Genomic DNA, 14,667 nt, shown 5'->3' on the forward strand with positions numbered 1-14,667 from the left:
AATTACATATCTTGTCTATCTCTTACAAGCCTTCCAACTGGCTCTCCTCCAATTAAATGAAAATGTAAATGATGTACTTCTTGTCCACCATCTTTACCAATATTTGTAATTAATCTATAACCACTCTCTTTTACATCTAGTTTTAAAGCAACTTTTTGGATAAATTCAGTCATACCAGACATAATATTTGGGGGAATAACGTCAAATGAATCGTAATGTTCTTTTGGAATAATTAAAACATGAATTTTTCTTGTTGGATTAATATCATTAAATGCTAAAAAATTTTCATCTTCTAAAATAGTCTGATTTGGTATTTCACCTTTTACAATTTTACAGAATATACACATTCTTTTTCCTTGAAATTAAATAGTAAAATATTATAACCAAACTCTAATAAATCTTTAAGTATAATCCCAAAAATACAGATACAAATAATTTAAATCAACAATAATTATTTATATATTTAGGGAGAAAAAAGTGACACAGTGGATTGAAAAAATTGCCAATGCAGCTTCACTTGAAGAGTTAGAAAATTTAAGAATTGATACTTTAGGTAAAAAAGGTATTTTAACTTTAGAATTTGCTAAAATGAAAAGTGTACCAAACGAAGAAAAAAAAATTTTTGCAGAAAATTTAAATAAACAAAAAAGCCTAATAACTGAAGCTTTAGAAACAAAAAAAATTGTTTTAGAAAAAGAAGCTTTAAATAAAAAATTAGAAAAAGAAAAAATTGATGTAACAAGATTTAATAATGAATTATCTTGTGGAGCAACTCATCCTGTTGTTGAAACTATGGATAGAATAATTAGATATTTTCAAAATTTAAATTTTGCAGTAGAAGAAGGTCCTTTAGTTGAAGATGATTTTCATAATTTTGAAGCTTTAAATTTACCTAAATATCATCCAGCTAGAGATATGCAAGATACATTTTATAATAAAGATTACACATTATTAAGAACTCATACTTCTCCTGTACAAATTAGAACAATGTTAAGCCAAAAAACTCCTATTAGAATGATTGCGCCAGGAACTGTATTTAGAAGAGATTTTGATATTACACATACACCAATGTTTCATCAAATTGAAGCGTTAGTTGTAGATGAAGCAGATAAAGTTTCATTTGCAAATTTAAAGCATGTTTTAGTTGAATTTTTACAGCATATGTTTGGAGATGTTGAAGTTAGATTTAGACCTTCATTTTTCCCATTTACAGAACCAAGTGCAGAAGTTGATATTTCTTGTGTATTTTGTAAAGGAGAAGGTTGTAGAGTTTGTTCACATACAGGTTGGCTTGAAGTATTAGGATGTGGTGTTGTCGATGAAAATGTTTTCAAAGCTGTTGGCTATGAAAATAAATCAGGTTATGCTTTTGGATTAGGTATAGAAAGATTTGCAATGCTAATTCACAATATTGGAGATTTAAGATCACTATTTGAAAGTGATACAAGATTATTAGGACAATTCAAATGATTATTACAAAAAGTTGGTTAGAAGAATTTATTGATATTTCTAAAATTTCATCAGATGAAATTTGTAAAACATTAAACTCTATTGGTCTTGAAGTTGATAGTGTAGAAAATTTTTCAGTTGCAGAAAAAGTTGTTGTTGGAAAAGTTTTAGAAAAAGTTAAGCATCCTGATGCAGATAAACTAAATATTTGTCAAGTTGATTTAGGTGATAGAACTGTACAAATTGTTTGTGGTGCAAAAAATGTAGATGTAGATCAATTTGTTCCAGTTGCAACTGTTGGATGTGATTTAGGAAATAACTTTATTATTAAAGAAGCAAAATTAAGAGGTGTTGAATCAAATGGTATGATTTGTTCATCTACTGAACTTAATCTTCCTAAAATCAATGATGGAATTTTAGTTTTGGATAATTCAATTGGAGAATTAATTCTTGGAAAAGAGCTAAAAGAATACTCGAAATTAAACGATTCAGTAATAGAGATTGGATTAACAGCAAACAGAGGAGATTGTTTAAGTATTTATGGAATTGCTAGAGAATTAAGTGCTTATTATAACATCCCTTTATTAGAAATTGATAAACAAATAAATTATAATGAATTAGGAATTGGTCAAGTTTTTGAAATAGAATGTGACAGTAATATTGATTCATCTTTATCATTTAAAGCTGTTGATTTTTCAAATTTTAAATTAAATTTATTATATAAATTTAGAACTGCGATTATTGGAAAATATCAAGATAATAATGAAATTAAAAATGTTTTAACTTATGTTACACATTCAACAGGTGTGATATTAAATGCCTACTCAAAAGAAAAAACTTTAAAAAATAATAATTTAAGTATTTTAAATATAAAAAAAGATGAAAAGGGATTTGATACTGTTTATGGAATAGAATCCTTGAGTAAAATATGTGTTGAACATAATGATATTGATCAAAATGATACAGATTTTATTATTGAAGCTTCTTATGTAAATCCAGAATTAATATCAAAAAAAGTTTTTGAAAACAAAGTAAAAACTGGAGAAGTTTATTATAAAGCTTCAAGAGGAAGTGAACCCAATATTGATTTTGGAATTGACTATTTATCTAGCCTTATTTCAAAATCAGGAGCTTTGATTTATAGAGGAAGTGAAACTTTTATAGAAGATAAAGAAAAATTAACTTTAGATGTAAGTATTAAAAAAGTTAATTCAATTATTGGTCAAGAAATAAGTAAAATTGATATAGAAAAAATTTTAGTTTCTTTAGGATTTGAAGTAAAAGATACAATTGATAATATTTTAGTTGTAAAAGTTCCTTATTATAGACATGATATAAAAAATATTGCAGATATTACGGAAGAAATAGTTAGAATAATTGGTATTGATAATATTATTTCAAAACCACTACAAATTGATGAAGTAAATAGAGTAAATAAAACATCAAATGATTTAATCAAAAAAAATAAATTAAGATTTAAAGCTATTGAGAATGGTTTCTTTGAAACATTAACTTATGTTTTTTCTTCAAAAGAAAATTTAGAAAAATATAAATTTAAAACTGTAAGAGATGAATTAGATTTAATCAATCCAATTGTAAAAGAGTTAAATACATTTAGAACAACTATACTTTTAAATCTTGTTGAAGCTTGTGCAAATAATTTTAAAATTGGAGCACGTTCAACTGCATTTTTTGAAATAGGAACAGTTTTTGATGAAAATAGACAAGAAAGCAAAAAAATCTCATTTATCCAAACAGGTTCAGCTGAACTTGAAGATTTTTCAAATGCTGGAAAACCTAAAAATATTGATTTCTTTTCATTTGCAAAAAAAATATTAAATACAATTGGAAAATTTGATTTAGAAGCGATGATTTCAATAGATAATTCTTTTATTCATCCATATCAAAATGCAAATGTTTTAATTGATGGAAAAATTGTAGGATTTATTTCAAAATTACATCCAAGTGTTTGTGAAGATTATGATTTAAGTGACACTTTTATTGCAGAGATTGATTTTGAAGCAATCAAAAATGACATTATTAAAACAACTTCATATTCAAAATTCCAATCATCAAAAAAAGATTTAAGTATTATTACACCTAAATCATTAGAATACAAAGAGATTAAAAAAGTAATTGATTCATTAAATGATAAAAATATCAAACAATTTAATTTAATTGATATTTATAATGATGAAAAACTAGGTGAAAATGAAAGCTTAACAATTAGATTTGTTTTACAAAATGATGAAAAAACAATGGAAGAAGAAGATATCACAACAACAATGAATTCGATTTTAAAAGTTTTAAATGAGAAATTGTCAATCGGATTAAGATAATAAAAAAGGAAAAGAGTGGAAAAATTTAGTATAAAAAAATTAACAAAACCATTTAATATAGAAATAGATTCTATCGCAAGTGATAAATCAATATCTCACAGATGTGCGATGTTTTCACTTTTTTCTTCTCAAACTTCTTATATTAAGAATTATTTAACAGCCGAAGATACTTTAAATACTTTAAGTATTGTAGAACAACTTGGTGCAAAAATAAAAAGAGATGGAAGTTATGTTGAAATAACTCCAACACAAACATTAACTGAGCCATCAGATGTTTTAGATTGTGGAAACTCTGGAACTGCAATGAGACTTTTTTGTGGTTTATTAGCTAGTGTTGATGGAGCATTTACACTAACAGGTGATAAATATTTAAGAAATAGACCAATGAAAAGAGTAGCTGATCCTTTAAGAAGTATTGGTGCATTAATTGATGGAAGAGAAAATGGAAATAAAGCTCCTTTATTTATAAGAGGAGTAAAAAAACTTCAACCATTTACTTATCACTCACCAGTAGATTCTGCTCAAGTAAAATCAGCAATGATACTTGCAGCTTTAAGAGCAAATGGTATTTCAAGATATAAAGAAAATGAACTTACACGTGACCACACAGAAAGAATGCTAAAAGGTATGGGTGCAACTTTAGAAAATGATTCTGAAGGATTTATTAACATTCATCCACTAACAGGTCATTTAAAACCTTTAAATATTACTGTTCCAACTGACCCTAGTTCAGCATTTTTCTTTGCAGTTTCAGCAGCAATTACAAAAAATGCAAGAGTTTTAATAAAAAATGTAACATTGAATCCAACAAGAATTGAAGCTTATGAAGTCTTAAAAAGAATGGGTGTTATAGTTAATTTTATTGAAAAAGAAAATATTTATGAACCAATAGGTGATATTGAAGTTATTAATAATGAATTAAATGGAGTTGAAGTTAGTGAAAATATTTCTTGGTTAATTGATGAATTACCTGCTCTTTCAATTGCAATGAGTTTAGCAAATGGAAAATCAAAAGTTTCAAATGCAAAAGAATTAAGAGTAAAAGAAAGCGATAGAATTTCTAGTGTTGTGAATAATCTGAAACTTTGTGGTGTTAAATATACAGAATTTGAAGATGGTTATGAAATTATTGGTGGAACTATGAAAAAAGCTGTAATAAATTCTCATGGTGACCATAGAATTGCAATGAGTTTTGCAATTGCTGGATTAAATTGTGATATGGATATTGAAGATACTCAATGTATAGAAACTTCTTTTCCAAATTTTAAAGAGATTGTAGATTCGTTATATAAATAAGGTAAATAATGGAAATAAAATTAGCATCTAATTATGGATTTTGTTTTGGTGTAAAAAGAGCCATAAAAATTGCAGAAGATTACAAAAATTCTTCAACAATGGGACCATTAATTCATAATCAAGATGAAATAAATAGATTAAAAAATGATTTTAATGTTGGTTTATACACAAATTTAAATGATGTAAAAGAGAATGATACAGTTATTATTAGGACACATGGTATTCCAAAAAATGATTTAAAAAATTTAAGAAAACTAAATGCTAAAGTTATAAATGCTACTTGTCCATTTGTAACTACTCCTCAACAAATAGTAAAAAAAATGTCAAGAGAAGGATATTCTATTCTTATTTTTGGAGATGCTGATCATCCTGAAGTAAAAGGTGTTCAATCATATGGAGAAGACCAAGAAGATGTTCATATTGTACTTGAAACTTCAGACTTAGATAAAATTGTATTTAAAAATAATAAAATTGCAACTATTGCACAAACAACGAAAAAAAAAGAAAAATATCTTGAAATTGTAAATGCACTGATTCTAAAAAATAAAGAAGTTAGAGTATTTAATACAATTTGTGATGCAACATTTGAAAATCAAGATGCAGCAAGAGAACTATCAAAAGAAGTAGATATTATGATTGTAATAGGTGGTAAAAATTCATCAAATACAAAACAATTACACTCTATTTGTATAGAAAATTGCCCTGATTCATATTTAATTGAAAATGAAATAGAAATAGATAATTCATGGTTTGAAAATAAAAAATTGTGTGGTATAACAGCGGGTGCAAGTACTCCTGACTGGATTATTCAACAAGTTGTAGATAAAATAAAATCATTCAAATAAGAGTTTTAAGTCAATTTTCTGTATAATCTTCCCATTTAATAAAACTGGTAAATATGAAGGAATAAAATGGGTATCGAAGATATTGATTTAGGTGAAGACTTTGATTTTGAGCAAATGCTAAATGAGTCTTTTGAGAATGCAGAAAATAATTCTGTGGTTGATGGTGTAATTGTTGAAATTACTAATGAAAGAGTTTTAGTTGATGTTGGTCAAAAAATTGAAGGTCAATTAGCTATTTCAGAAATTACAATTGGTGGTGAAATAAAATATAAAGTTGGAGACACTATCCCTGTTATGTTAATGGGAAATAGAGGGGAAAGACCAAGTATTTCACATAAAAAAGTTTTACAAAAAGAAAAATTTGATGCTTTTGTAAAAGCTCATGGTGAAGATTTTGAAGATGTAACAATCGAAGGTAAAATCATTTCTGTTAAACAAAGAGGTGGTTTTATAATTGAAGATGCTGATGGTTGTGAATATTTCATGCCTATGGCACAATCTTATCTAAAAGCACAAGGTGCAATTGGAAAAACTGTAAAAGCTAAAGTTATCAAGGTAAATAAAGCTCAAAATTCAATTATTGTATCAAGAAAAAAATTAATAGAAGAATCAAAAGCTGTAAAAGACAATAAAGTTTCAGAAATTTTAGAAAATAAAGAACCTGTAAATGGTATCATTAAGAAAATTACTTCTTATGGAATGTTTGTTGATTTAGGTGGAATTGATGGTTTAGTAAACTACAATGAAATTTCTTATAAAGGTCCTGTTAATCCTGCAAATTACTACAATGAAGGTGATGAAGTTTCTGTTGTAGTTTTATCTTATGACAAAGCAAAACAACACTTATCATTATCAATTAAAGCTGCACTGTCTAATCCTTGGGAAGAAATAAAAGATGAATTAGAAGTTGGTGATACAATTACTGTAACTGTTTCTAACTTTGAATCTTATGGTGCATTCGTTGATTTAGGAAATGATATTGAAGGATTATTACATATTTCTGAAATTTCATGGAATAAAAACTTAAAAAATCCAAAAGAACTTTTAACAATTGGTGAAGAAATCAATGTTGAAGTTATTGAATTAAATGTTGAGCAAAAAAGATTAAGAGTATCACTAAAAAATTTACAAGAAAAACCTTTCACTAAATTTACTAATGAGCACAAAGTTGGAGATGTAATTAAAGGTAAAATTGCAACTTTAACTGATTTTGGAGCTTTTGTTTCAATTGGTGAAGTTGATGGTTTATTACATAATGAAGAAGCTTCTTGGGAGCCAAATGCTAAATGTAAAACTATCTTTAAAAAAGGTGATGAAGTTGAAGTAAAAATTATCAAAATTGATAAAGAAAAAGAAAACATTTCATTATCAGTAAAAGAAATAGCTGATTCTCCAGCAAAAAGATTCCAAGATACATATAAAATTGGTGATATTGTAAAAGGAACTGTTAAAGATACAAAAGATTTTGGTATTTTTATAAAATTAGAAAATAATCTTGATGGATTAATTAGAAATGAAGATTTTGGACCATTAAATCCTGATGATATTAAAAATGGTGACGAAGTTGAAGCTGTTATTGTAAATATTGATACTAAAAAAAATAGAGTTAGATTATCAGTAAAAAGATTAGAGCAACAACAAGAAAGAGAAGTTTTAAAATCTGTTAATGATGATTCATCTATGACTTTAGGTGATATTTTAAAAGATCAAATGAAATAATAGGGATTATTTAAATGAGTAAACATACAATAGTAGTTTGTGACCATATACATGAGGCTGGTTTACAAATACTTCAAAATACTGAAGATGTAAATTATGTATATGCAGCAGATATAGATAAAACAGAGCTGTTAAATATTATAAAAGATGCTCATGTAGCAATCACAAGATCTTCAACTGATGTAGATGAAAAATTTTTAAATGCAGCAACAAATTTGAAAGCTATTATTAGAGCTGGTGTTGGATATGATAATGTTGATATTGATGGATGTAGTAAAAGAGGAATTATTGCAATGAATGTTCCTACTGCAAACACAATTGCAGCAGTAGAATTAACAATGACTCATATGTTATCTTGTATGAGAAAATTTCCATATGCTCATAATCAATTAAAAAATGATAGAGTTTGGAAAAGAGAAGATTGGTATGGAAATGAACTTTATGGAAAAAAATTAGGAGTTATCGGTTTTGGTAACATTGGACATAGAGTTGCATTAAGAGCTAAATCATTTGAAATGGATGTTGTAACATACGATCCATATATTCCTTCAACTAAAGCAACTGATTTAGGTATCAAATATACAACTAATTTTGATGATATTTTAGCTTGTGATATTATTACAATTCATACTCCAAAAAATAAAGAAACTATCGATATGATTAGTTTTGAAGAAATTGCTAAAATGAAAGATGGTGTAATTTTAATAAATTGTGCTAGAGGTGGATTATATAACGAAGAAGCATTATATGAGAACCTAAAATCTGGAAAAATTGCAATGGCTGGAATCGATGTATTTAAAAAAGAACCTGCAATAAATAATCCTTTACTAGATTTACCAAATATAACTGTAACTGCTCACTTAGGTGCAAATACAAAAGAATCTCAAAAAGAGATTTCTATTCAAGCTGCAAATAATGCTATAGAATCTGCACGTGGAATTGCATATCCAAATGCTTTAAATTTACCAATAGATGAAAGTAAAATTCCTTCATTTGTAAAACCATATATTGAATTAACACAAAAAATGGCATTTTTATTAGCACAAATTAGTAAAAGTGAAATTAGATCAATCAATATTTCAGCTGAAGGTAAAATTTCTGAATATTTAGACTCTTTACAAACATTTGCAACAGTAGGTGTTTTAGCTGTTAGTTCTGGAAGCGAAGTAAATTATGTTAATGCAAATTTTATTGCAAAAGAAAAAGGCATTGAATTAACAATGTCTGAATTATCAAATTTAAGTGGCTATCAAAACAAAGTTTCAATTAAAATTACAACGCCAACTGGCGTAAAAACAATCTCTGGAACTGTATTTAATGATGATGTTCAAAGAATTGTTGAATTAAGTGGATTCCAATTAGATATTGAACCAAAAGGTAAAATGATTATCATGAGAAATAACGATGTACCAGGTGTTATTGGTGAAGTTGGTAGAATTCTTGGTGATAATAATATTAATATTGCTGACTTTAGATTATCAAGAGGTAAAGATGGTGCATTAGCTGTAATACTTTTAGATGAAAAACCAAATTCAGATATATTAAAAAAACTTGATAATTTAGAAGCAGCAATTGCTGTTGCTTATGCCGAAATTTAAGGAGAGAATATGGCGATTGGAATGAGTGAATTAAAAAAGGGATTAAAGATCGAAGTTGATGGAGTTCCTTATAAAATTACAGAATACCAACATGTAAAACCAGGAAAAGGTGCTGCATTTGTTAGATGTAAAATAAAATCATTTTTAAATGGAAAAGTTATTGAAAAAACTTTTCATGCAGGTGATAAATGTGAAGTGCCTAACTTACAACAAAAACAAATGCAATTTTTATATGATGATGGTGAATTATTACAATTTATGGATACAACTTCTTATGAACAAGAAGGTTTAACATATGAACAAGTTGGTGAAGCATTTGATTGGATTATCGATGGAATGAATGTTGATATGATGTATTATAATGGTAAAGCGATCACTGTTGAACCTCCTATGGTTGTTGAACTTAAAATTGTAGAAACACCACCAAACTTTAAAGGTGATTCTCAAGGTGGAAGAAAACCAGCAACATTAGAATCGGGTGCCGTTGTACAAATTCCTTTCCATATTTTAGAAGGTGATATTATCAAAGTTGACACTAGAACAGGTGAATACTTAGAAAAAGTAAAATAGTAGCTTTGCTACTATTTTCTTTTTAAATATATAATTTTTTCTTCTCCAAGATAATTTTCATGTACTATCTCAAAATTTATATCAATTTCATTTAAAGCATTAATTCCATTTCTAATTTTTGGACTAACAATAAGTACAATATAATCAATCTTCTCTTTTAATATATTCATTAATTTATAGACACCTTCTACCATAACAAATTTGTAATCAAGTAATTTAAATAAATCATCACTTATAAATACTTCTCTATTAGCTACTTTGAATAATGGTATAGCATTATCAAATATTTTATTCTTACTATAAATCATAATATCCGGTGCCCGTCCACCTATATATCTCGCATCAAGAGTTGGCTTATCAATTCTTACAGTATTTCCGCCAATAAGCATAAGGTCTACTTTATCTCTTAATGTATGTACATATAATTGGCTCATCTTTGATGATATAGTACCATCTATACAACCATTTAAAGTTTGTGCCATTTTATAAAAAATAAATGTTCCATTACTCCATTTTATAAATGGATATAAAAGATTATATGCTTCTTTTTCCATACATCTTAGACTAACTTCAATATTAGCACTTTCTAACGTTTGTATGCCCCCTGACGCAATTTTATTTATATCTTCATGTCCAATAATTACTCTTTTTGGTTTCAATACTTTTAATAAATTTGCACAAGATGGAGTTTTTCCAATGTGATTGCAAGGTTCAAGTGTTACGAAAATTTCACAATCATTAAAATAACCATCGTGATTTTCTATAAGAAAATTATGGATTTCTTGTGAATTATTTTTTGTTTTTAATATTGAGTTTGGATTTTCAATTAAATATGCTGATTTAAGTGCATTAATTTCTGCATGTGGCATGCCAGCTTCTTTATGAGCTTCAATTGCAAGTAATCTTCCATCTTTAACAATTACGCAACCAACAGCAGGATTAGGATAAGTTAAAAGTTGATATTTCCATGCCTCATCAATTGCTAATTTCATATAAAAATTATCATCTATTTTCATTATAATATTCGCTTTAATTTAAATTTGGAAAGTAGTATATATTAAGTAGTTTTAATTAGTTGTTAAAATTAGAAAAGATGACTCTTCTAATTTTACCATTCAAAATAAGTAGCAGCTGCTAATATAGAGTCATATGTTAATTCATCTTCGCCAAATTCAGTTTTAATTATGATTTTTTCATCATCTGCAAAAATCAATTCCCCTTTATAAACCTCAGTTGAAAAATCTTTTATTTTAACTTTCTCACCAACTGATGCAATAAAATGTTCTTTCTTTTTTAACTTTCTTTCTATTCCTGGAGAACTTACTTCTAAAACATATTCTCCATTCATTGGTTCATTTACATCTAATATTGGAGAAATCATTCTAGAAATTTCAGCACATTTATCTAAACTAATCCCACCATCAGCTGTAACAGAAACTCTAAAAATATTTTTATCATGTTCTCTTGCAGTTGTTATGTCATACAAGTTTGCGCCTAAACTTTCAACTGCTAATTTTATTGATTCTTCTAAATTCATTATTCTTCACTCTTTGTTGTTTTTCTAATTTGGGCAAATAAATCTTCTATATGTTTTGATTTTTCCAAAGATGTATCATTAACAAATGTAAAATTTGGACATTTATACCAACCTGTACTTGCTAATATATGTGTTTTTAATCTTCCATTAGCTTTTATTAAAGATGATATAATTTCTTTTATTTCATTTTTATCATAGTCAGAACCATCAAAATATACAATTGCATCATATTTTCCGTTTTTGCAATTGATTCCTGTTATAGGAAGTGAATTTATCCTAGCATCTGCCAAATTTGATAAAGCTTCTGGAATCAACTCCATAAGTAAAGATTCTGTTCTTTGTAAATTAATACTTTTCATTAATTATCTACAGATACTTTTTCTTCGATTTGGATGAATGTTTCGATAAAATCTCCAACTTTTATATCATTGAATTTTTCAAACATAATACCACATTCATAACCATTTGCAACTTCTTTAACATCATCTTTAAATCTTTTTAATGATGAAATTTTCCCTGTATATGTTACAACACCATCTCTAATGATTCTTGCATGCCCACCACGAATTACTTTACCATCCGTTACTAAACATCCTGCTACTGTTCCAATTTTTGGAACAACAAATGTATCTCTAACTTCTGCTTGTCCAGTATTTTCTTCTCTAATAACTGCACTCATCATACCAGATAATGCATCTTTAATATCATCAATTAAATCATAAATAATAGAATAAGTATTAATAGTAATTCCATCTGCTTTTGCTTTTGCTTTAACTGAACCAGTTGGTCTTACATTAAATCCTAATATTATACAACCGTCACTTGCACCAGCTAAAACTAAATCTGATTCAGTAATTCCACCAACAGCTGCATGAATTACTTTTACTTTTACTTCATCATTTGCAATTTTTTCTAATGATCCTTTTATAGCTTCTAAAGAACCACCAACATCTGCTTTTATAATAACTGGTAATTGTTTTATTTTCCCTTCAGCAATTAATCCACTCATTTCTTCTAATGATACTTTAGTAGATTTTGATAGTTCTTTTGCTCGTGCATGTTCAGCTCTTGTTGTTGCTATATCTCTAACTTCTTTATCTGAATCCATTGCAACCATAAATGAACCAGTTGTTGGAACTTCATTAAGTCCTAAAACCGTTCCTGTTTCTGAAAGCCCTAACTCTTTAACAGCTCTTCCACTATCATCAGTAATTGCTTTAACTCTTCCAAATGTAGTATCACAAACAATATTATCACCAATTCTTAGGGTACCATTTTGAACAATAATATTTGCAACAGGACCTCTTCCTTTTTCTAAAGAAGACTCAATTACAGTAGCTTTTGCTTTAGCAGTTGGATCTGCTTTAAGTTCAAGTAGTTCAGCTTGAATTAAAATATTTTCTAATAATTCATCAATACCTGCTCCAGTTTTTGCAGATACACCAATAAATTCTGTATCTCCACCCCAATCTACAGGTGTTAAATCATGCTCTGCCATTTGAGCTTTTACCATATCTGGATTAGCAGTCTCTTTATCCATTTTATTCATTGCAACAATAATTGGACAACCACTAGCTTTTGCATGAGAAATAACTTCTTCTGTTTGTGTTTTAACACCATCATCAGCAGCTACAACAATAATAATAATATCTGTTACATTAGCTCCTCTTGCTCTCATCGCAGAGAAAGCTGCGTGACCTGGAGTATCAACAAAAGTAATTTTTTGTCCATTTTTAGTAACAGTATAAGAAGTAATATGTTGTGTAATTCCACCTGCTTCTGCAGCAGCTATTTTAGAACTTCTTATTTTATCTAATAAAGATGTTTTACCATGATCAACGTGACCCATAATTGTTACAACAGGAGGTCTTGTTACATATGAACCTTCATCTATATCTTCACCTAAGTAATCTTCAACATAATTAACATCTTCCAAAGCATCTTTTACAGTTACTTCTATTCCAAATTCTTCACCAAGAATTTCTAACTCATCTTGTTTTAAAAAGTCATTTTTTGTAACCATCATTCCTAAACTAAATAGTACTGTAATAACTTCAGCTGGTGATTTACCACAAGCTTCTGCAAATTCATAAACTCTAATATCTTCAGGAATAGTTACTTCTTTAATTTCTGCAATTTCTTGTGTTCTTGAAATTCTTTTCTTTCTTTTTCCTCGTTTTAAACCTTGTGGAGTATTTCCAAATGCTGCAGGTCTTGAACTTCTTGATTGTTTTGCAGGATTTTGTGGTTTTGGTTCATCAAAAATTTTAAATGAATCACCTAAGTCCATATCAAGTAAAACTACTTCTTCTCCAAGTAAAGAATCATCAGAACTTACAAAATCATCTGAATATTCTCTATTTACATCAAGTTTTTTCCCATGATCTTGAGGTTTTACAATAGTTTTCTTTTTTTCTTTTTTATTTTTAGCTTTTCTTAATTCTTCTGCACTTAAAGAGTTGTCATTATTGAATTTTTCATCTTCTTCATTTCCACCTAAAATTTCACTTAAAGATTTCATTTGTTTTTTTGGTTGAGTTTCTGCATCAAAAGAAGTTTTAATTTCTACATTTTCTTTTGGCTTTTTCTTTTTAATAATTACTAAACCTCTTCTTTTAGGTATAATTTTATTTGCATTATCAGGATTTACGTCAGGTTTTTCCATCTCATCTTGAGTTCTTAAAGGAGTTTTTGAAACAGGCTTAGAGATTATTACTTTTTTTAATTCAGGTTTTTTTCTAACTTCATTCTCTTTTTTTTCTATAAGTTCAACATTTTCTTCTTTTTCAACTATTTTTTCTAGTTTTTTATCTTCTTCTATCTTTTCTTCTTTTTTAATTACTTTTTTTTCTTTTGAAGCTGGTTTATTAGAAATTTTTGAACTTTTTCCTGTCATTATATAGGTTGCAATTTCTTCAGCATCTTCAAATGATACTGCACTTTGCGGTGATTTTAGTTCTATTCCTAAATCTTTAGCTTTTGCAATAACATCTTGGCTACTTGCTCCCGCTTCTTCTGCAATTTCATAAACTCTTACTTTATCTGACATCTCTTAGCATCTCCTTAAGTTGTGTGACATACTTATCTTTATTTTTACACTCTTTACAAAGTGATTTTTCAAATTTTTTATAATCTTTTCCATTTATATCTAATTGTAAATTTACTTTACATTCACTACAAATATAAAAACTTCTACCTTTATTGTCATACAGAGACAATTTTTTATCTTCACATTTTAATCTTAATAGCTCTTTTTGTTCGAACTTAGCCTTACATATTATGCATGTTCTTAAGATTTTTTTCAAACTAGCCAA

Annotated in this window: 13 protein-coding genes; 7 read left to right on the forward strand and 6 right to left on the reverse strand. The window is 27.6% G+C overall.

Features of this window, described 5'->3' with window-relative positions; all coding sequences use genetic code 11:
* Positions 1-2 precede the first annotated feature (2 nt).
* Complete coding sequence (locus ABLL_RS12985; RefSeq protein ID WP_014475243.1) at positions 3-347, reverse strand: histidine triad nucleotide-binding protein; 345 nt, start codon at positions 345-347, stop codon at positions 3-5.
* A 130-nt stretch (positions 348-477) separates the two neighbouring features.
* Between ABLL_RS12985 and pheS the strand changes: the two genes are divergently transcribed.
* The 7 genes from pheS (at position 478) to efp (ending at position 9,816) form a co-directional block, all read left to right on the forward strand.
* Positions 478-1,470, forward strand: coding sequence for a phenylalanine--tRNA ligase subunit alpha (gene pheS, locus ABLL_RS12990; RefSeq protein WP_014475244.1), 993 nt, complete (start codon positions 478-480; stop codon positions 1,468-1,470).
* Complete coding sequence (pheT, locus tag ABLL_RS12995; protein WP_014475245.1) at positions 1,467-3,788, forward strand: phenylalanine--tRNA ligase subunit beta; 2,322 nt, start codon at positions 1,467-1,469, stop codon at positions 3,786-3,788. Before pheS ends, pheT begins: the two co-directional genes overlap by 4 nt.
* 15 nt (positions 3,789-3,803) lie before the next feature.
* Positions 3,804-5,084, forward strand: a complete 1,281-nt coding sequence (gene aroA, locus ABLL_RS13000) for a 3-phosphoshikimate 1-carboxyvinyltransferase (RefSeq protein WP_014475246.1) — start codon at positions 3,804-3,806, stop codon at positions 5,082-5,084.
* Positions 5,085-5,092: 8 nt separating this feature from the next.
* Positions 5,093-5,929: a 4-hydroxy-3-methylbut-2-enyl diphosphate reductase gene (locus ABLL_RS13005; protein WP_014475247.1), complete on the forward strand. Its 837-nt coding sequence runs from the start codon at positions 5,093-5,095 to the stop codon at positions 5,927-5,929.
* 66 nt (positions 5,930-5,995) lie between these two features.
* Positions 5,996-7,648, forward strand: coding sequence for a 30S ribosomal protein S1 (locus ABLL_RS13010; protein WP_014475248.1), 1,653 nt, complete (start codon positions 5,996-5,998; stop codon positions 7,646-7,648).
* 14 nt (positions 7,649-7,662) lie between these two features.
* Positions 7,663-9,246 carry a phosphoglycerate dehydrogenase gene (gene serA, locus ABLL_RS13015; protein WP_014475249.1) on the forward strand — a complete coding sequence of 528 codons (1,584 nt, stop codon included), beginning with the start codon at positions 7,663-7,665 and terminating at the stop codon, positions 9,244-9,246.
* Between the two features lie 9 nt (positions 9,247-9,255).
* Positions 9,256-9,816, forward strand: coding sequence for an elongation factor P (gene efp, locus ABLL_RS13020; RefSeq protein WP_014475250.1), 561 nt, complete (start codon positions 9,256-9,258; stop codon positions 9,814-9,816).
* Between the two features lie 11 nt (positions 9,817-9,827).
* On the opposite strand, the gene ribD is transcribed toward efp, so the two are convergent.
* The 5 genes from ribD to ABLL_RS13045 form a co-directional block, all read right to left on the reverse strand.
* Positions 9,828-10,832: a bifunctional diaminohydroxyphosphoribosylaminopyrimidine deaminase/5-amino-6-(5-phosphoribosylamino)uracil reductase RibD gene (gene ribD / locus ABLL_RS13025; RefSeq protein ID WP_014475251.1), complete on the reverse strand. Its 1,005-nt coding sequence runs from the start codon at positions 10,830-10,832 to the stop codon at positions 9,828-9,830.
* Between the two features lie 92 nt (positions 10,833-10,924).
* Entirely contained in the window at positions 10,925-11,353 is a 429-nt protein-coding gene (rimP, locus tag ABLL_RS13030) for a ribosome maturation factor RimP (protein WP_014475252.1), read from the reverse strand.
* Entirely contained in the window at positions 11,353-11,712 is a 360-nt protein-coding gene (rbfA, locus tag ABLL_RS13035; protein WP_014475253.1) for a 30S ribosome-binding factor RbfA, read from the reverse strand. Before rbfA ends, rimP begins: the two co-directional genes overlap by 1 nt.
* Positions 11,712-14,402: a translation initiation factor IF-2 gene (gene infB, locus ABLL_RS13040; protein WP_014475254.1), complete on the reverse strand. Its 2,691-nt coding sequence runs from the start codon at positions 14,400-14,402 to the stop codon at positions 11,712-11,714. The genes rbfA and infB overlap by 1 nt, the downstream gene beginning before the upstream one ends.
* Positions 14,392-14,658 (reverse strand): DUF448 domain-containing protein, encoded by a 267-nt coding sequence (locus ABLL_RS13045; RefSeq protein ID WP_173363180.1) that lies wholly within the window; start codon positions 14,656-14,658, stop codon positions 14,392-14,394. The genes infB and ABLL_RS13045 overlap by 11 nt, the downstream gene beginning before the upstream one ends.
* Between the last annotated feature and the right edge of the window lie 9 nt (positions 14,659-14,667).

This window comes from Arcobacter sp. L, assembly GCF_000284235.1.
Taxonomy (GTDB): Bacteria; Campylobacterota; Campylobacteria; order Campylobacterales; family Arcobacteraceae; genus Aliarcobacter; species Aliarcobacter defluvii.